Source organism: Taibaiella lutea (genome assembly GCF_008629695.1).
Classification (GTDB): domain Bacteria; phylum Bacteroidota; class Bacteroidia; order Chitinophagales; family Chitinophagaceae; genus Taibaiella; species Taibaiella lutea.
Window position 1 is genome coordinate 436,151 of record NZ_VWSH01000003.1, and the last position, 20,609, is coordinate 456,759.

Consider the following 20,609-nt stretch of genomic DNA (forward strand, 5'->3'; position numbering starts at 1 on the left):
TTAAAAATTACAAGCCCACTCTTACTCCCACCATTATTGTTCTTGAAGGAACATAAACATAATCAGACGCTCCGCTAAATGAACTTTGTGGATTCAAACCTTTACGTGAACTCATCAAACCGATGTTATCAGCAAGGATATATGCAGACAATGAACTCATCCCGGTTCTTTTAACCATGTTTTCAGGGAAACTGTAGCTTAAGCTGATGTTTCTGAAATTCACCCAGGTAGCATTTGTCAAAAATCTATCACTTACTTGTCCGATATTTTGATTTCCGAATTCCATTCTTGGTAAAGAAGCACTTGGATTTGCTTCAGTCCATGAATTCTTTATGTCTTCATGGAAATTAGTTCCACCAATATTACCAGCAGTCATTAAGCCTTGGTAGATACCATCAAGATACTTTCCACCAATTGAGTAAGAGATAAGGAATGATAATGAGAAACCTTTGTAAGTGAAGGTATTTGTTATAGCACCTTGTAAATCAGGAATCGCAGAACCTCTGTAATCTCTACCACCATTGCTTGTTGCAAAGTTATAATCGCTTGTATCTCTTGTTGAACCGTCAGCAGCTATATAAGAATAAAGTTCATCACCATTGTTAGGATCTACACCTGCGCTATGTGCGATGTAAAAGTCATATACAGAGTGACCTGGCTTGTACATATAGTTACCTGTTACAAAAGAATCCTGATTAGGTGCAAGCTTTGTAATTTTATTTGTCAATTTAGAGAATTGAGCATTAACAGTCCAGTTGAAATTAGTTGTTTTAACCGCAGTTAAATAAAGGTTTAACTCAACACCTCTGTTATACATAGTTGCAGCATTATCCAATCTGGTTCTATAACCTGTAGAAGGTGCAACCGGAATGTTATAATATAAACCACTGGTTGTACGATTATACACGTTTAATTCACCATTCAAACGGTTCTTGAATAATTCAAATTCCAAACCGATATTAGCTTGCTTTTGAGTTTCCCAAGTTAAACTTGTATTGATAAGAGAGATAGGAATGGAAGCAGTATTAGATCCGTTTGGTCTGCTTTTATCATACAAACCTTGCCAAGCATAATAGTTATTTGCTCCGCCGGTTAGAATACCGTTGTTACCTTGCGTACCATAACTTGCTTTTAATTTCAATGTATTTACGAAGCTTACACTTTTCATAAAGTCTTCTGCAGAAATAATCCAAGCCGCACCTACAGCACCAAAGGTACCCCAACGGGAATCTTTATAGAAACGAGACAAACCATCGCGTCTAACATTACCGGATAATAGATATTTACCTTTAAATGCATAATTAAATAAACCGAAATAACTTTCAATTCTATCGTCTAATGTGTTAGAAGTAGAAGATGGAGTACCTGTTGCAACAGCTAAATCACGGAATTTATCACTTGGGAAACCTGTGTTAGATCCAGTAACATAAGAAGCACGGAAATAATAATTTTCATGACCGGCGCTTACACTTAAACTATGGTCTGTACCAAATTCTTTATTCCATGATAATGTTTGATTCCATGTGTAGTTGAAGTCATTTTCATTAGATAATGTTAAAGCTCCACCTTGTGATACAAACTGACCATGCAACGATGTATTGTAATTAGTTGTAGAATAGTTTGTATAGTTTGAAGTCAAATTAGTTCTGAATGTAAAATTCTTTAAGAATTTAGCTTCGAAATAAGGAGAAATAGTAATGTTCTTAACTCTTGTACTATTTTCATCCAATTGCATTTGACCGATTACATTACTACCAGGCAATGTAGCTCTTTGTCCCATGCTGAAATTAGGATCACCTAAAAGGGAACCATAATCATATTTATCTTTTCCTGTATAAGGATCCAAAACCTTATTATTTAATGAATCACGATAATAAACAGGATAAACCGGAGCCATTGTCTGAGCGATGAAAGTCGGGTTACCACTGCTGGTACCGGAACCACCAAGGCCTTTTTGGCTTGACATTGTAGCAGAAAGATTCATACCTACTCTTGCCCAATCTGCAGCTTGAGAATTGATATTCATACGGGTAGAAAATCTTTCATAATCCGTATTAAGGATATATCCTTTTTCTTTCAAGTAACCTGCAGAAAGATAGTAATCTGTTTTATCGCTACCACCGGATACATTTAAGTTATAATCCTGACGGAAACCGGTCCTTTGCAATTCTTTAGTCCAATCATCTTTGTATCTTAATTGGGCATTAGGATTCAATTTTCCTGTTACAGGATCCAACAAATATGCATTTGCAGTATCTGAAGCAACTCCCGGAATTGTATAGGCATTATAACCTAACTGATCTACAACACCCTGACCACTAAGACCTGATGCTGCCAATCCAGCTTCTTCTGGCGTAGCGCCTCCGGTAATCAAGCTATTGTACTGAGCTCTCCAGGAAGCTTCATAGTAATCTTTAGGATCAGTCATAACGTTGTAGTTTGGAATACCACGTTGGATTGTACCTACTTTACCATCAACATTGATTCTTGGTCTTTCACCGCGTTTACCTCTTTTTGTTGTAACAACAATTACACCATTAGAACCACGGGAACCGTATAATGAAGTAGCAGTTGCATCTTTCAATACAGTCATGCTTTCCACATCCAATGGATTGATTGAGGTAACATCACCATCATAGGGGCTACCATCTACAACAATCAATGGAGCATTACTACCACCCAACGATCCAAAACCTCTGATTCTGACAGAAGAACCGGAACCCGGCTGACCGCCACCATTTGTTACCTGAACACCAGGTGCAGCACCTTCCAATGCTTTGGTGATATCAGCAACAGGCATTTTTGCAATTTGTTCTGCTGTAATAACATCGGCAGCACCAACATATTTACCTTTAGCAATCGGCGGACCATATGGTTGAGCAATTACAACTTCAGTCAATACGTTATTACCTTGTTCCAATGAAACTGTCATATTTGCACTTGCATCAACAGTTTTCTCCGCTGCTCCCATTGCAGAAATGACAAGCTGGGATCCTTCGGGTACATCCATTTCAAAATTACCATCAGCGTCAGTCATTGTTCCTGCCGTTGTTCCTTTTACTTTAATTGAAGCGCCTGGAACTCCTTCACCATTAGCATCAAGCACTTTTCCTTTGGCTTTTGTTTGAGCCATAACAGTCTGAACACCAACCCAAAGTAGGAGCGCAAACAAGAGTAAGCTTTTTTTCATACACTTTTATTTTGTTAAAAAATTAGCAATTAGATAATTTAGAAGTTGCAAATTTAATTAAAATTTATACTTTTCCAAATGCTCTATGTTATATAATTTATTCGCAATCATTGAACTTTCTAAATAATTACATTTTTATAGTTATTCAGAAATATTTTTATTTGTTTATTACAAATTTCTTTGTGATTCTTACATTTTCAGAAGATATACTCATCATATAAACTCCGCTTTGAAAGCTACTGAAATCAAACTTGAATTCTTCATTAAGGCCTACATTCTTTAAGGTATAAGAACCTACATGTTGTCCTACTATATTGATTACATCAACTTTCAGTTCAGAAACTTTTGCAAGGTTCACTTTCATATATACAAATCCGGAATTTGGATTAGGATAAAGAGATATTGCATTTTCCAGTTCCTTCACTTCCTGTATGCTCACAACATCACAAGGGTTGCTCAACCATTTAAATTCTGTAGAAGTAGCATTTGTATTTCCGGGGTCTAAAAATTTAGACAATTTAGAATTATTTGCATTCACTATACCATTGCTATAATAAGCCGTATCATGTTCATTATTCCAGGTATAAGATATTTTAGAGTACAAATTTGATCTGCCCACAGTACAAGCACTTCCTGAACCACCTGAAAGATCACCAATTAATCTGCCTGTTGATGCTTCCCAGATGCCGCTTCCTGATGATCCGGGTTCTGAACCTCCAATCACTTGTTTAGCAGCCCAATGGGTACCTACTTCTGCAGTATTAAAAGAACCATTTGTATTTAAAGGTCTCATTTTTGTAAATTTCATAGCATCTCCCTTTGGATGATGGAAAGAAACCCATGCAGTGTCAGTACTGGTTGGCGCACTATTCCAACCGGCTAATGCAAGTCCCCAGCTGCTTAAAACACTATTAGAACTCTTTAATTTCAATAATAAAAAGTCACCGTATAATGGACCGCTTTCCGAACCTCCGGGAATTGTCATGTATGACCTTGCTAAAAAATCTGCCCCTTTTGCTACTTTAGTATAATTAATATTTCCGCCGCCGCCACATAATGGAGTCCATATATTAAAGGAAAACTCCCATTGGCTAAAATTTGAGCTGCTATATGAATTATTTCCATCGCAATGGCTCGCTGTTAAAAATAATGGCGCACAATCTTTTGCAGTATTATTAATCAAGGTACCGGAACAAAACCCTCCGGAGTTACCATCAGTAATCCAGATATGAGCAACCGCATTCGCATAGTTGAACCAAGGAGCTGCCGGTGCACATTTTGCGTTTATCTGGCAACTATCTGCTGCATCTATATCATAGGTAGCTTCTGTTGTAGCATTACCGTAATCATGGTTAATTCTTTCCGCTCCTCTGTATAAACCATAAACCTGGTTTATCTCAAACTGAACAGCGCTTAAATCAACTCCTGCTTCTATATCCATTTCCAAATTAACGGCTGAACCCTGAATCATTTCGTGAGCCATTGATTTGGTGTAAGTGTTAGAAGAGTAACTATAACCACCGATTAATTGTTTTCTGTTTTCATTTTGAACATAATAAGTAACTCCTGCAGGCAAATAGAAATCACCATACTGTAATTTTAAAGCTTGTGAATTCGGAATTTCAACATGCAATCTCCAAATACGTCTTCCATCTGATAGATATGTAAAAGATCCTTTAGCTAAATTTATATCTGAATTTACAGCCAATGCAACTCTATACTTTCCGGGTTTGCCTATAGTCTCATTGTACTCATCTTCTTTCTGAGCCTTTACATAATCAGGAGTCGGAAGACTCAACACAGAAACTTTACTACTTTCTAATGCGACTTTGTTACTTACACTCCAAGGAATTCCACCAATACTTTCCTGGGCATTAATAAATCCCGCAACCGCGCCAGTCAACAAAAGGGATAAAAATACTTTCTTCATTTATTAAATTTTTGAAACAAATTTTAGCTTGTAAATGTAGGGGTTTTTATTTTAAAACGCTGAAGGAAATTAATTCAGCTTTTGTGTTCAATTTTAGAAACAAGTGAAGTAGCTTCCCTCACTCCTCCTAATTACAATGCTTAGTTTTTTATTTCTGTTAACATACATTTCAATGTAACGGGCTCTTATTGTTAAAGACTTTAAATAATTGAGATCCCTTTGTATTTAAAATGTTAATGTTTTCCTAATTAAGTACTATGTATTGCATATTACTATTCAATAGCTATATCTTTGCATTGTAAAGTCGAAGGGATGTCTTTAATAGCATTTCTATTTTAAAAACTTCAAAGATTATGAATACCGAAAACACAAGTTCGCAGATGCGCAAAGGAGTGCTGGAGTTCTGTATTCTTTCTATCATTCGAAAATCAGAGGTCTATCCTTCTGATATTATTGAACAAATGAAAGCAGCAGGTTTATCCATTTTGGAAGGGACTTTGTATCCTTTATTGACAAGACTTAAGAATGCAGAGTTATTAAGCTACAGGTGGGAGGAAAGCGCAACCGGCCCGCCACGTAAATATTTCAGCCTTACGGACAAAGGGGAAACTTTTTATCAGGAGCTGCAACAGACCTGGAAACAACTGAGTGATGCAGTTCACCAAATAACACAGGAATAACCCTTTAATTATAATCTACTACTTCAAGCTAAATACAAAACACAATGAACAAGATAATCAACATAAATCTCGCCGGCAGATTGATACCTATCGATGAATCTGCTTATGACTTATTACGCGATTACCTGAATCGTATCAAATCATTTTTCTCAAGGGAAAAAGGCGGCGATGAAATCGTACGGGATATGGAAGACCGCATGGGCGAGCTTTTTCAGGACCAACTGAAAAAAGGTAAACCCTGCATCATGGCCGAAGATATTGAACATATGATTGCCATTATGGGAAGCCCTGAACAGATTGAAAATGAGGCAGGTGAAGAAGAGCCTTCCAATAAAGAAAAGGAATCAAAACGTTCATCTCAACAAGAACACACCTTCTTTGACACAAAAGGTAAACGTTTGTCTCGTAGCGGGTCAGACAGTATGGTAGGGGGCGTTTGCGGCGGGCTGGCTTCTTATTTCAATATAGATCCGACTATAGTAAGGGTTGCGATGGTATTGATTACGCTGGCATGGGGAACAGGTCTTTTGGTTTACCTGCTCCTTTGGGCTGTTCTGCCTGAAACCTTTACACAGGCACCGTCTATTAAAAGAAGACTATATCGTGACCCAAGCCACAAAGTTGTTGGTGGCGTTTGTGCGGGAATAGCTGCTTATTCCAATGTTGATCCTATTATCCCGAGAATAATATTTGCAGCGCCCGTACTTGGAACCATATTCTTTAATGTTATAGATTCCAATACATTTCTTTTACCGGTTGTAACCGGAGGCATTCCGACACTGGCATTATTGTATATCATACTTTGGGCTTCACTCCCAAAGGCTGTCACTGTTGCAGAGAAGCTTGAGATGCGCGGTGAGAAAGTGGATATCCATAATCTGAATCAGGCGATGAAAGGCGAAGAAACTTTCAAAAATACAGGTAACCAAAGTTCAGGACTTGCGAAGGCAATTTCAATCATTATAAAAATATTCGTTTTCTGCGTTCTGGGCTCCATCCTTTTGACTATTGGTGGCATAATAATTGCGGTCATTGTCGCTATGTTCGGCGTTGCAACTTCATCTTTCTTCTTATTTCCATTCAGCGGTTTGGTAACTGAAAATGAAACATACAGAACATTGCTTTGGATTTGCATTATCATAGCCTTGATTGTTCCGTTTATAGGCATTATCCGGTTACTTGTAAGGGTAATTACCGGAAGAAAAAGCAGTACTTCAAGAAGATGGATCAGTGTTGTACTATCTTTCTTATTTGGAATAGCAATTTTCGGCCTTTTCTGGATTGGCGCAACGATTGCTTCTGATTTTAAATCGGATTATACAAAAACTGTTGAGCTGCCAATGGTTCAACCTCAAAGCGACACCTTGATAGTGAGGCAAATGATGATTGATGATAACGGTACCATAGGCGACCATGACTGGGATAATGAATTTTCAGGAAGATGGGACCATGGCGATGATGCCATCCGTTTCAAAGATGATTCCACTATTGCAATCGGAAACATGAACCTCCATTTTACCAATAGCCTTGACAGTAATTTCCACCTGTTTATCCAAAAAAGTTCACAAGGGAAAAACAGCAGCAGGGCACAACACCTGGCAGAATCGCTTGACTTTAATTTCCGTCAGGAAGGAAATGTGCTGATACTTCCGAACGATTTCAATTTACCCAAAGGTCAGCCGTTCAGGGGTCAGAAAATAAGCATAGAAGTTCAGATTCCGAAAGGAAAAGTATTTAAAACAGAAGGTATTAATGATGATTTTTACACTAACAGGGTTTTCAGAATCAGAAGAAATAGTTTTAGCTATCATTCAGAAGATATGCCGAACTGGGACAATGACGTGTTTTATAAAATGGACAAAGACGGCCCGGTTTCCTTAGAACCCAAAACAAAGGACAGTTCTGATACAGATGAGAATAATGATTAGATACTTACAAAGATTTTTTACGTCTGATGCTATGTAGTAGTAGTTTTCAACACAAAGGGGTGCATTCTTGCACTCCTTTTTAAATAAATTTAAATTCAAAACTCAAAACAATAAGGTTACATTCAATTAACTATATTTGGAAGAAAGAAATTTTATGAGAAATATAGCCGCTACTCTTTTGGTTCTAATTTGTATCCAATTTACACTAAATGCTCAAAGCCAGGATGAACAAAGCATCAGAAATATTCTGGCTAAACAGTCTGCTGCATGGAACGAGGGTAATATTGAAGGGTTCATGAAAGGTTATTGGGAAAATGACTCATTGATGTTTATAGGTAAAAAAGGGCTGACTTACGGCTGGAAAAACACCTTAAATAATTATAAAAAAAGCTATCCCGACGCAAGGGCTATGGGACAGCTAACTTTTACTATTATAAAGCTGAAACCTTTATCCAATCAATACCAGGAAGTAATTGGGAAATGGCACTTAAAAAGAGATGATGGTAATCTGGAAGGTCATTTCACGCTGTTGTTTCAGAAGATAAAAAATAATTGGTTTATTGTAATGGATCATAGTAGTTAGAAGTACGTAAGTGTTGTTTTTACCGGATAGGAAATGGTAAATAACTCAGAGAAATGTTGATTATTAAACAGCAATATCAGGAATAGATAAATAGCGTAGGACAAAACCTGCGCTATTTATTTTTGTATTATCTATACTTTCAAAATATCAGGATATTCAGATTCTCATTTTTTAATTTTATTTTGCCATTGTAAAACATACGAAAGATGCTTACAGTAAGCCCTGAAATTGAATTGAGAAATTATCGTGAGGAAAATGCAGAAGAGTTATTTGCACTTATTGAAGCCAATCGTCCTTATTTAAGACCCTGGCTTACATGGATTGACAGAACACAAAAAGTAGAGCATTCATTAGATTTTATCCATTCCGGCCTTCAGGATCAGCATGATCAGAAAAGCTTATTTCTTGGTATTTTTAAGAATGAAAAACTTATTGGCGGTATTGGCATGCATGATTGGAACCATACGGTGAGAAGGGCTGAAATCGGATACTGGCTTGCTAAAGAGGAGACAGGCAAAGGTATTTTACATCAATGTGCGACAACCTTTATTACATTTCTCTTCGAGAAATTACAATTGAATAAAATAACACTTCATTACTTTCCTGCAAATGAAAAAAGCGCTGCTGTTGCAAAGCGTCTTGGATTTAAAGTAGAAGGTTGGTTACGTGAGCAAATTGTATTCAACGGACAATTACAGGATATAATCGTTAATGGATTATTGCGTAAAGAATGGCAACAATCCATTAATAATAAAGATATTATCGGTGTAAAATAAATTTTCCGGTTATTTTCTGTGTCCCGTCTTTATTTACGCCAAATACAAGATAGACACCACTTTGAGCTTTACGGCCGGTATAGTCCATTCCATCCCATACGGCTTGTCCGCCATTTGCTTTTGTCCGGTAAATTAACTGACCGGAGATATCTGTAATTCTTACATCGGAATTTTCTGCGAAACCGCGGATTGCTATCATTCCAGTGTAATTAGAAGGTACAGGATTCGGATAAATGTATAGTTCATCTGCATTGGTAGCTCCACCTTCCGTTGCAATACTTCTGTAAGCAATAAGGCCTTTATCGGTAGATATATAAACATCACCTTTGACCGGGTCAATATTTATCCTCTCAATATTATTTGATGGCAACGGACTGTTATCTTGCGTAAAACGGAAAATCGTTTTTTCCGCATCATCTGAAACCAACCATATACCATTTGTTGTGCCTACCCATTTGCGGTTAGCACCATCAACAGCCAATGCTTTTACATATTGGCCCTGAAATAAATAACCCGCAAAAGAATCGGCCTTTAATACTTTCAGATCGCCCTGGCAAATAGTCGGATCCAGTACATCTGTACCCGTACAGGAAATAATGCCTATACCATTGGCCGTTCCAACCCAGATAGCACCATCTTTATCTTTGGCAATACTCAATGTATTATTATCGGGAAGATTTCCTGCACCAGCTCCGGCTTTAAAAATTCTGTAATTATCATCCGAGGTATTGTCAATAGTTCCGTTATCATTATAAACAACAACACCACCACTGTTTGGGGCAATAAACCATTTTTGGCCATAATCATCAACAATTACATCTGCAGCCGTATGACCGGAATTTCCAACGATGGAATTCATTTTATACCAATTGCCGTCTGCTGTTTTTACAACCAACTCCTGTGCACCTCCATAATTGGTCATCCAAAGATTACCACTTTCATCAAGCGCCATCCCGGAAACAAGAATAGTGAGGTTGGGCGTTGTTTGTTGCGGAGAAAAGTATTCTTGTCCCCTGTATGTAGTAATTGTGTTATCGGGATCTAATTCATATAACCCACCTGTATAAGAAGCAGCATAGAATTTTCCTGTAGCATTATCTTTTAATACTCTTATAAAATCCTGAAACCAAGCATCATTACTGACAAAACCGAAATGATCCCAGTGCTCATTAGTGAAATGAGAGAAGTTGGCTCTGTTTTTCAGAGGTACCCAACCTACACTTTTTGCCCCATGCGCCACCCAAAAATCACCATTATAAGCCGTCACGTCATAAGCTCCTGAAGTAATCGGACCTACAGGAATATATGCCTCCGATTCGGTTGCCGAAATCCGCTTTCTTAAACCATGTGAATTGGTAAAAACGTACCTCCCGGCATCGCCATACCATATATCTCCATTACCTAATGCTATAATTTGTGTTGGATAAACAGAAAAGAAAGAATCTACAAGTGTTCCATCTTCTTTTCTGTGGATACCATAGCCTTCATCATGTGTATCCGTTTTTGAAGCTGCAATCCATATACCGTCTTCTGATGCATCCAGATGCGTAATCGGATAAGCGGCTTCATACTTAAAGATCATTGCATTTGAACTATTCATCTCAAACAAGCTATCAGACGCAGCTGCATATATCTGATGATTGCTGCCCGTTAAATAACTATAAATATTATCGTTAAGCTTTGTCCATGTAAGATAATTCTGGATGAAAGGATTCTCCTTATTAGTCTTAAATAAACCTACACTGGTGGCAGCATACAAATCATTGTTGTCAATTACCGTAGCATAAACCGATGCTGCAAGCGTACTGTCATAAAAAACAACAGTTTCTTTGATTTCTTCTTTGTTCAGATTCAGGATAATAAGCCCGATTCCCGTACTTAAATAAGCTTCTCCCTCTGCTGCTGTAATATTATAGACAGTTTTATCTCCACTGCCTTGCGATAATTTTATAGCAGGAATATTGGTAAAACTACCATCCTTGAATAAATCAATATTACTATTTGTATATGCAAGAATGGTTTTTGTGGTTAACGGATCATAGCCAACGCAACTGAGGCCAATATCGTGCATTCCGTTTTCCTTGGCATAACTTGTAAGCGAACCGTCATTACGATCATAAGTAAAGAAACCGGAATTCGTTGAACAATAAAAAATAGTTCCGTCAGTAGCAATACTGTTTACTTCGCTGTATGGAAGATAGGAACGCCACTGTCCAACGGCAGGGCCTCCGGGTTGTGCGTAAGATAAAGATATATTTAAAGCAACTAAAGCCGCCGCTGATAAGATAGTCCTGATAATATTTGTTTTGCTCATACTTACATCAAAAGTAGGATAAAAACGTGGTTTTAGGGTAGATTATTGCGTTGATTCATTTTTGTTTCAGATATAAAAAATCCCGTAACTCATGTAAGAATTACGGGATAATATTTTAAAAATATTCCTTCTTATGTGAAGACAATTTTACTAATGCATGTGCTTTAGGTTAATTACCTCTTGTTTTGTAAGCAAGCGCCATTTACCACGCATAATGTTTTTCTTGGTTAAACCCGCGTAGGAAACCCTATCCAGTTTTTCCACAACATACCCCAATGATTCAAAAATACGACGTACAATACGGTTTTTACCACTGTGGATTTCAAGCCCGATTTCATTTTTACTTTCAAGATACTCTAACTGGTCTACAGGTGCCGGCCCATCTTCCAGAATCACGCCTTTTTTTATTTTTTCAAAATCCTCTTTAGATAAATTCTTATCCAATGTAGCCTTGTAAACCTTTTTAATATTGTGTTTTGGATGAGATAATTTCTGCGTCAGTTCACCATCATTCGTTAGCAACAAAAGGCCGGTTGTATTTCTGTCCAGGCGGCCAACGGGAAATACTCTTTCATCAATCACATTTTCAACCATTTCCATTACAGTACGACGGCCTTTCGGATCATCAGTAGTAGTAATGAAACCTTTCGGCTTGTTCATCAGTATATAAATCAGGTTCTTCTGCACCTTGAGTTTCTGACCGTTTAAAAGAATTTCATCTTCGGTTGTTACTTTATGGCCGGGTTCAATAACCAATTCTCCGTTGACAGTAACTTTTCCTTCTTTGATAAGTGTAACGGCATCACGACGGCTGCAAACATCACAATGAGCAATGAATTTATTCAATGGCATCAATTGATCATCAATTTCCTTGCCTTCTATTTTTTCTGCTTTTTTGCCACCCTTTGCAGTATATGCTTTTTCATGTTCGTTTTCATCATCAAATTGTTTGATGAAACGGCTTGTATCTGTATGTTTGCGACGCTCTCTTTTTTCTGCCTGATATTCATCTTCCGATTTTCTTTCCTTTGGCTTGATATCACTTCTGCCCCAGACTTTTTCGACCGGAGCCTCGTCCCACTTTCCGTCAACCTCTTTGCTGAAAGTTACTTCTTCCTGTTGTTCCTTTTGCGCACGCCTTTCAGCTTGTTTCTTTTTTGATGCTGCTAACTCTTCATCATCCAGATTACCGAAGGCATTAGCATACCTGTTTGGTTTTTTTTCTTCCTCGTTTTTATCTTTTCCAAAAGGCTTTTTGAAAGATTTGTTATCATCTTTATCAAATGACTTTTTAAACGGGCGGTCTTCACCATTTCCAAACGATTTTTTAAAAGGCCTGTCGCCATCCTTATCAAATGATTTCCTGAACGGACGTTCTTCATCATTACCAAATGATTTCCTTGGCCTGTCGCCATCTTTATCAAAAGACTTTTTAAACGGACGGTCTTCACTATTTCCAAACGATTTTCTAAAAGGTTTGTCGCCATCCTTATCAAATGATTTCCTGAATGGACGTTCTTCGTCATTACCAAATGATTTCCTTGGCCTGTCGTCATTTTTATCAAATGATTTTTTAAACGGACGATCTTCGCTATTTCCAAACGATTTTTTAAAAGGTTTGTCGCCATCTTTATTAAATGGCTTTTTAAATGGGCGATCTTCGCTATTTCCAAACGATTTCCTCGGTCTGTCACCGTCTTTATCAAATGACTTTTTGAACGGACGATCTTCGTTTTTGTCAAATGATTTTCTTGGTCTGTCACCATCTTTATCAAAAGATTTTTTGAATGGACGGTCCTCAGTATTGTTATATGATTTCTTGAAAGGTCTGTCACCATCTTTATCAAATGGCTTCTTAAACGGACGATCTTCATTAGCACCAAATGGCTTTTTGAAAGGTCGTTCCCCATCTTTATTAAATGGTTTCTTGAAAGGTGGTTTATCTTCCTTATTTCCAAACGATTTGCGGAAAGGTTTTTCCTCTTTATTGTCAAATGATTTGCGGAAAGGTTTTTCTTCTTTGCTTCCGAAAGGCTTTCTGTCGGAACGATTGTCGTTATGGAACGGTTTTTTGTTCATTGTATGAAAATGATAAATTGTATAAAATGTAAAAACAACAGGAATTATTGAATAGTTTATTGGGCAATAATGGCACCGGGCAATTCATTACGATCAATATTTGCAAGTTGTCCGCATGCTGCATCGATGTCCTTGCCACGGCTGCGACGCAGGCGTGCGTTTACACGCTTGGAAGCAAGGTATCCCATAAACTTATCGGTGACGCTTTCATCAGGTTTTGAAAAATCAGCTTCATCAATGGCATTATATTCAATAATATTTACCAGGTCGGCCGGTATCTGCCGATAAACTTTTACAAGTTCGTCGGCATCCTGGATACTGTCATTAAAATCTTTGAAAAGAATGTATTCCAGTGTGATTTCATTACCTGTTTTCTGATAAAAATAGTTCAATGATTCAATCAATGTTTTTAAATCGTTGCTTTCATTGATCGGCATGATTTCATTGCGTTTCTTATCGTTTGCCGCATGTAAAGACAAGGCCAGTTTGAATTTTACTCCGTCGTCTCCCAATTGTTTTATCATCTTGGAAACGCCGGCAGTAGAAACCGTGATACGACGCGGGCTCATGCCCAAGCCATCAGGAGAAGTAATGCGCTCAATAGCTTTCAATACATTTTTATAATTCAGCAAAGGCTCGCCCATGCCCATAAAAACGATATTGCTCAGATGACGGTTGAAGTGTTTCTCCGCTTGTTGATTAATCAAGGTTACTTCATCAACTATTTCATCGAATTCAAGGTTACGCATGCGCTTCAGGTAACCCGTGGCACAAAATTTGCAACTAAGGCTACAGCCCACTTGCGAGGAAACACAAGCTGTTATTCTTTTTTCGGTAGGAATAAGAACACCTTCGATAAATCGTTCGTCGTGAAGTTTTAAACGGCTTTTAATAGTGCCGTCATTGCTGAATTGGCTATGGTCGATAGTAACTTTAGGAATGACAAAGGCAGATTGCAGTTTTTCGCGCAAAGCCTTGGAGAGATTACTCATCTCGTCGATAGAGGAGACATGCTTTTTCCAAATCCAATCATGAATTTGTGCAGCCCTGAATTTTGGTTCTCCCCATTCTTTCAATGTTTCTTCTATTTCCGCAAGAGGAGTGTGTCGCAGATTTTTCATCTGTGAAAATTTTAAATGAGCAGCAAAGGTACAATAAATAATGCTGTATTTCCTTTTTCTGTTATAGATGATGCTGAATACGCAATAAGACACTTGTTTTACTTTTAAAAATACTTTATCTTTATTTTGAAAATGAATCATTTTCTATATATATTTGTCTTGTCAAGCAAGTCTGCAAGGGTAGATTTTGATTCTTATCAAAGTCTAAAGACGTTATTTTAATATTGAATATTATCCGGATAAGCATATCCGGTTTTGTGAATCTTTTTTCTGACTTTTTACACCCCTTTAGTCGAATGAGTTCAAAAAAAGCAGATAGCAGTAAAAGCGTTGGAACTGCCTATTTTACAGAGAATGCCCGTGTTCAGGCTTGCCTGAAAGACCTCAATCAACATTTTGCGGAAAAGCCTTTGGTTGTTTCAGATATTCTGGATCCGCAAGGCCATCAGTATGTTCATCTTGTGCAAAAAGGCGGTGGTGTTTTAGGAATTGCACTGGTAGGTTATACCTATGTTCTTGAACAAATGGGCATTCGCTTTATGCGCCTGGCAGGAACAAGTGCCGGAGCCATTAATACTGCTATGATGACCATCATCAAGAATAAGGAAGATGCTAAATCTGTAGATATTGTTGAAATACTTTGTAACCTCGATTTTTTTAAACTTGTGGATGGCCATCCTTTTGCAAGATTTATTATCAGCAAATTTGTAAAAGAGCCCGATTTCTCGGTTATGGTAAAAAAGTGGGTTAGCCGTTTTTTTATCATATTCGCATTGTTGTTCTTGTGCGATTTTGTAACCTTTGGATTACAGCCTTATTATGAATGGGCCAGGCCACTATGCCTCACGTTATTTATAATCACAGGTTTATATACTTTGGTATTATTTATCGCCTGTTTTTATTTTTCCACCCTGCTGACGATGCTTAAAAACTCAGGTTATGGTATCAATCCGGGTGACTTTCTTTACGACTGGATTAAAGATAATTTTAAGAAAAACGGTGTCAATAATGTTTCGGAATTAAATGCAAAAGCAAGCCAAGATATTCCCGGATTGCACCTCAGAGATGGTGTTATAAATGAAGCGGGTATTGACGATATCAAAGGTGATGTTACTTTTATTACTTCTGAACTGGTAACAGAAAACAAATTAGAGTTCCCAAAAATGTGCTACTTATTCAGGAAGCCTGAAGATATTGATAAGTTGCATCCGGCAGGCTTTGTGAGAGCTTCAATGTCAATTCCCGTGTTCTACGAATCTTACTATATTAAAGATATACCTTGTGACGATCCTGCTATCAAAGCTGCATGGAACAATGTTTTTGATGAAGAGGATCCTCCTTCAACAGCAAGGTTTGTAGATGGCGGTATCTTATCAAACTTTCCAATCAATTTGTTTTTTAACGAAAATGTTCAAATACCGAGATTACCTGTTTTTGGTATCGATCTTGATGACAGTACACCCGATGATTCAGGTAAGCATGCAGAGAGTTGGAGCCTTGGCGGATATTTAGGCCGCATGTTCAACACCATCAGAGATTATTACGATAAAGACTTTTTGCTGAAAAACAAAGTCATGCAGGAAGGTATTGGTGTAGTGCCTTTATCAAAATTTAACTGGCTGAATTTCTTTATTCAGGATCCGGAAAAGCTGGACATGTTTGCTACCGGCGCAGAAGCGGCAGCTGCATTCCTGAAAGGTTTTGACTGGGATACGTATAAAAATTCTTATTCTACCGTTCAGCATCAGATAACACCCAATCTTCAAAGTAAAAAAAGCAACTGACATGGAGATAGATATTACTAATGCCTGGTTCCATTTTTGTATTGCTTTTGGCGGAATGCTTACAGGCACTTTCATAATGGGAAGATTAGGCAATCGCTTTTATACCATGGATCCGCTTAAAAGAAAAGTATCCATGCTGGCACTTGAATTTCCGGCTAAGGAAACAGAGGTCGCCAATATTTTAAAAGGAGTTTTCCTGTTGGATGAAGAAGAAAAGAAAGCTTCTATTAATTCTTTTCGCTGGCAAATAATACTGGACTTCCTGCTATTTATGCCTTGCGCCTACGGCAGTATTTTTATACTATGCAGCACCATTGCTCCCACATTGAAATCCACGGGAGAAAATATTTTTATGATATTAGCCTACGCACAAATTCTTTGTTTTGCCCTGGATGCTATTGAGAATATTTATTTATGGTCCAATCTAAAACCCAATGCTAAAAACGCAAGCAAATTCACTTTCAGGCTAATGCAGATATTGGAAGCACTTAAATGGGGGTTTGCATTAATTGGCGCGATTGGCGGGCTTTCTGTTATATGCTTCTACTGGTTATCCGGGAATTATAATAGTGGTTCTTTGATTTATATACTGATATTTTTCCTGGAAATAGTTGTCTTTTTATTGCTAAGTAAAATCAAAACTAAAAGCGCATAAAAGGAATGGGTTCTAAGTAAAAAGTCTTTGACAATAACAACTCAACCAAAACTCTTGAAATGCTATCGCATAGCATGACAGGCCACCTGAACCTTTGCTTTGATGATTTATTCCTGCAAAGAATTATTTTTCAGATAATACTTGTCGATAAACACGCTTACATTTTCTTATACTTTGCATATGCTGCAGCAAGCTTTGTATCGTACTTATTGGTCTTATATCCGGGGCCGTTATAACCTGATGCAAACCTGGCCCAGTTATGATCTTTCAAGGATTGCAGAAGTTTATTTGCTATTAAAAATCTCCCGAAGATTTCCAGCTGATTCGCTTCATCTATGCTTAGAAAATCCACGAAGTCTTTTGCAGTGGCAAATTGCATGGCGTTGTAATGAAAGCCCATTACCTGAAATAATCCGTAGGATGCAGCACAGTAAGCAGCTTCTGCATTTATACCTAAAGCTTTGTTTAAACGTGTATATTGATCGAGTCTGTAATAGGGATTTGGAGAAAAATAACTTTTGTACAAAATGTCTTCATTGCCTTTTTGTAAAGGCACAGGATTGATATTTCGCTTTTGTAATTCTTTCCAGAAAACATGTCCTTCAAAAAGTATTTTGATTTTCCCATTCAGAAAACCGCGACCATTTGATTCCACTTCATGAACTGCTTTAATAGCTGCGATCTCAAGATTATATTTATCAGCAAACGCAATAAAATCCTGTTCACTTAAAAACTGGTTGATGGCTACTGAAGTTTCTGCTTTCTTTATTTTGGAAGATTGCTCCTGCATCAGAATCCATGTTTTGGAGCCTACAATGCCATCTACTTTCAGGTTGTTTTTCTTTTGGAAATCAAAAACGGCCTTTTCTGTTCCACTTCCAAAATCTCCGTCAGTACTTATTGTATAACCTGATTTTTTCAGCATTTCCTGCATAAGCTGCACAAGTTCTCCCTTGCTGCCTCTTTTTAAAACCCCATTCATGATGAAAATATTTATTGGTTAATATTGGTTCAATACAAATATAATAAAAACATTATTAAATTCAAATATTAACTTTTTCAGGTTGTCAAATGCAAAGCTGTTTCAGTAAACTAAAAAGAGGAAACTAATTTGTGTTAGTTCCCTCTTTTAATGATAAAATCTTTATCGATTATCTCGCTACATTTACAGCACGTTTCTCGCGAATGACAGTTACTTTAATCTGTCCCGGATATTGCATTTCCTTCTGAATTTTCTCAGCAATTTCATAGCTTAAACGATCACTTTCAGAATCCGTTACTTTATCGGCTTCTACAATTACGCGAAGTTCGCGCCCCGCCTGAATAGCATAAGCTTTCTCAACACCGTTATAAGCTACAGCAAGGTTTTCAAGATCTTTAATACGTTGTAAATAGCTTTGCATAATCTCACGACGTGCTCCCGGACGTGCTCCGCTAATCGCGTCGCAAGCCTGAATAATCGGAGAAATAATATAGGTCATTTCCATTTCATCATGGTGAGCACCAATGGCATTTATAATAGCCGGATGTTCACCTGCTTTTTCAGCCAGTTTAGCGCCTAACAAGGCGTGGCTCAATTCTGTTTCTTCATCAGGAACCTTTCCGATGTCATGCAGTAAACCTGCACGTTTAGCCAATTTTACCACTTTTTGTCCCAATCCCAATTCTGCAGCCATTACGCCGCAAAGATTTGCAGTTTCTTTGGAGTGCATTAATAAATTCTGACCATAAGAAGAACGGAAACGCATTTTACCAACCATACGTACCAAATCTTTATGCAAACCGTGAATGCCTAATTCAATAATGGTACGTTCACCGATTTCCATTACCTGGTCTTCTATTTGCTTTTTGGTTTTTTCCACCACTTCTTCGATACGGGCAGGATGTATACGGCCATCCTGTACCAAACGCTGCAAAGACAGACGTGCAACTTCTCTGCGAAGCGGATCGAAACAGCTTAATACAATTGCTTCAGGGGTATCATCAATAATCAAATCTACGCCGGTAGCAGCTTCCAGCGCGCGTATATTTCTACCTTCACGGCCAATAATCTGGCCTTTAATTTCGTCACTTTCAAGATTGAAAACGGTAATTGCATTTTCAATAGTCTGCTCTGCAGCTACACGCTGAATGCTTTGAATTACAATCTTTTTGGCCTCTTTGGATGCATTTACCTTTGCATTCTCAACAATTTCCTGGATATGAGCCATTGCACCTGTACGTGCCTCTTCCTTCATAGCCTCAATCAGTTCGTTCTTTGCCTCCTCGGCTGTCAGGTTCGACACTTTTTCAAGACGCTTAATGTGTTCTTCCTGATGCTTTTCCAGTTCCGTACGCTTAATACCTACAATTTCCAATTGCTTATCCAGATTGGCTTTCAATTGGGTATATTCATTGCTTTGTTTTTGTAAAACCTGCGTTTTGTCGTTTAAAGACTGTTCTTTCTGACGAACCTTGTTTTCTGCTTCTACTACTTTTTGGTTGCGGTTATTTACTTCTTTTTCGTGTTCTGATTTTAGTTGCAGAAATTTTTCTTTTGCTTCTAATAATTTTTTCTCTTTGAGTGTTTCTGCTTGTAATTTGGCATCTTCTGTTATTTTATTTGCCTGCTGTTCTGCGTCCTGTACTTTTTGTTCCGTGTTTTTTGCAAATATTGCTTTACCCAAAAATATGCCGATTACCAAGGCCGCGATGACAGCCAACGCGGTAATGATTAATGTTAAATCCATATATTCCTATTGTCATTTATGTGTTAGTGAAAATTATAAAAAAAGAACGCCCCAATTTTTAGATTGGCGCATGCTTTAACCTGCGAAGTTAATATTTATTCCCGTATTTTCATTTCTGGCTTTTCGGTGTTGGAATGGTTACGTTTTTAATGAATTTCAACAAATGTTGAATGAAAAATAATAATATTTTAATTTTATTTACTTCTTGTATTTAATTTAACAGCCAAAACTATGGTGAAAAAGTAAAATATGCCTTAATTTGTGGGACGAAATATTTCAATTTAGTATAAATAGTTAAAGACATGAAAAGTGTAATTTTACTTGGAACAGCATTAATTGGTTTTATTGCCATCTCTTCTTGCCAGAAAGATAAAGCTGTTAACGCTCCAAATACAAGCACAGCAATCAATAGAACTGCAAACACCACAAAAATGAAACCGATACTTATATTCGGCCCGGATAGGTACAGAATATATGTTCAGGCTGATGCAAGTTGCGTTTATACAGGCGGCAATTGTCTGGATGACATTGTGATAGTTGCACCTAAGGTAAAGCAATTGATGAATACAATCATGGATGGCGGCGATTATTCTGCTTTTATCCGTACTAACATGGAAGATTTATCAGCCGATATTCCGGGAGATTATCTGCAAGGTGTTGTTGATTCAAAATATACATTAGCTATAGACAATAACCAAAGTACCGGCATGCAATATCTGAAGTTTATGGATAGCAAAGATTTTGTTCTTGTTATTCCGATTAAGAAATAAGAATTGTCTCAGGTGATTGAAGTAATGTACTGCTTTTAGACAAAGGCAGCATGTAACGTCATGTCTTTAA

The 20,609-nt window shown here is 37.5% G+C and carries 14 protein-coding genes; 7 read left to right on the plus strand and 7 right to left on the minus strand.

The features are described 5' to 3' along the window. Positions 1-7: 7 nt before the first annotated feature. Together F0919_RS13115 and F0919_RS13120 are read right to left on the minus strand one after the other, a co-directional pair. A complete protein-coding gene (locus tag F0919_RS13115; RefSeq protein WP_150033221.1) occupies positions 8-3,190 on the minus strand; it encodes a SusC/RagA family TonB-linked outer membrane protein in 3,183 nt (1,060 codons plus the stop codon). A 157-nt stretch (positions 3,191-3,347) separates the two neighbouring features. After that, positions 3,348-5,120, minus strand: coding sequence for a T9SS type A sorting domain-containing protein (locus F0919_RS13120; protein ID WP_150033222.1), 1,773 nt, complete (start codon positions 5,118-5,120; stop codon positions 3,348-3,350). 353 nt (positions 5,121-5,473) lie between these two features. Between F0919_RS13120 and F0919_RS13125 the strand changes: the two genes are divergently transcribed. The 4 genes from F0919_RS13125 (at position 5,474) to F0919_RS13140 (ending at position 9,087) form a co-directional block, all read left to right on the plus strand. Beyond that, positions 5,474-5,800 carry a PadR family transcriptional regulator gene (locus F0919_RS13125; protein ID WP_150033223.1) on the plus strand — a complete coding sequence of 109 codons (327 nt, stop codon included), beginning with the start codon at positions 5,474-5,476 and terminating at the stop codon, positions 5,798-5,800. A gap of 44 nt (positions 5,801-5,844) precedes the next feature. Continuing rightward, complete coding sequence (locus F0919_RS13130) at positions 5,845-7,728, plus strand: PspC domain-containing protein (RefSeq protein WP_150033224.1); 1,884 nt, start codon at positions 5,845-5,847, stop codon at positions 7,726-7,728. 154 nt (positions 7,729-7,882) lie between these two features. Further along, positions 7,883-8,311: a YybH family protein gene (locus tag F0919_RS13135; RefSeq protein WP_150033225.1), complete on the plus strand. Its 429-nt coding sequence runs from the start codon at positions 7,883-7,885 to the stop codon at positions 8,309-8,311. Positions 8,312-8,517: 206 nt separating this feature from the next. Continuing rightward, entirely contained in the window at positions 8,518-9,087 is a 570-nt protein-coding gene (locus F0919_RS13140; RefSeq protein WP_150033226.1) for a GNAT family N-acetyltransferase, read from the plus strand. On the opposite strand, the gene porZ is transcribed toward F0919_RS13140, so the two are convergent. The 3 genes from porZ to rlmN form a co-directional block, all read right to left on the minus strand. Next, the gene (gene porZ / locus F0919_RS13145) at positions 9,071-11,401 is read right to left on the minus strand and encodes a type IX secretion system anionic LPS delivery protein PorZ (RefSeq protein WP_150033227.1); all 2,331 of its coding nucleotides are present in this window, start codon (positions 11,399-11,401) and stop codon (positions 9,071-9,073) included. The genes F0919_RS13140 and porZ overlap by 17 nt on opposite strands. A 150-nt stretch (positions 11,402-11,551) precedes the next feature. Further along, positions 11,552-13,480, minus strand: a complete 1,929-nt coding sequence (locus F0919_RS18660; protein WP_150033228.1) for a pseudouridine synthase — start codon at positions 13,478-13,480, stop codon at positions 11,552-11,554. A 56-nt stretch (positions 13,481-13,536) separates the two neighbouring features. Continuing rightward, positions 13,537-14,601, minus strand: a complete 1,065-nt coding sequence (rlmN, locus tag F0919_RS13155; protein WP_150033229.1) for a 23S rRNA (adenine(2503)-C(2))-methyltransferase RlmN — start codon at positions 14,599-14,601, stop codon at positions 13,537-13,539. A gap of 296 nt (positions 14,602-14,897) precedes the next feature. On the opposite strand from rlmN, the gene F0919_RS13160 reads away from it, so the two are divergent. Further along, on the plus strand, positions 14,898-16,385 hold the full coding sequence (locus F0919_RS13160; RefSeq protein ID WP_150033230.1) for a patatin-like phospholipase family protein: 1,488 nt from the start codon (positions 14,898-14,900) through the stop codon (positions 16,383-16,385). Between the two features lies 1 nt (position 16,386). Continuing rightward, positions 16,387-17,040, plus strand: a complete 654-nt coding sequence (locus tag F0919_RS13165; RefSeq protein WP_150033231.1) for a hypothetical protein — start codon at positions 16,387-16,389, stop codon at positions 17,038-17,040. A gap of 157 nt (positions 17,041-17,197) precedes the next feature. Here F0919_RS13165 and F0919_RS13170 read toward each other — a convergent pair whose 3' ends face one another. Both F0919_RS13170 and rny read right to left on the minus strand, forming a co-directional pair. Further along, positions 17,198-18,022 carry an N-acetylmuramidase domain-containing protein gene (locus F0919_RS13170; RefSeq protein WP_150033232.1) on the minus strand — a complete coding sequence of 275 codons (825 nt, stop codon included), beginning with the start codon at positions 18,020-18,022 and terminating at the stop codon, positions 17,198-17,200. A 169-nt stretch (positions 18,023-18,191) separates the two neighbouring features. Then, positions 18,192-19,769, minus strand: coding sequence for a ribonuclease Y (rny, locus tag F0919_RS13175; RefSeq protein ID WP_150033233.1), 1,578 nt, complete (start codon positions 19,767-19,769; stop codon positions 18,192-18,194). A 302-nt stretch (positions 19,770-20,071) separates the two neighbouring features. Between rny and F0919_RS13180 the strand changes: the two genes are divergently transcribed. Continuing rightward, positions 20,072-20,539: a hypothetical protein gene (locus F0919_RS13180; protein WP_150033234.1), complete on the plus strand. Its 468-nt coding sequence runs from the start codon at positions 20,072-20,074 to the stop codon at positions 20,537-20,539. The last annotated feature ends 70 nt before the right edge of the window (positions 20,540-20,609 follow it).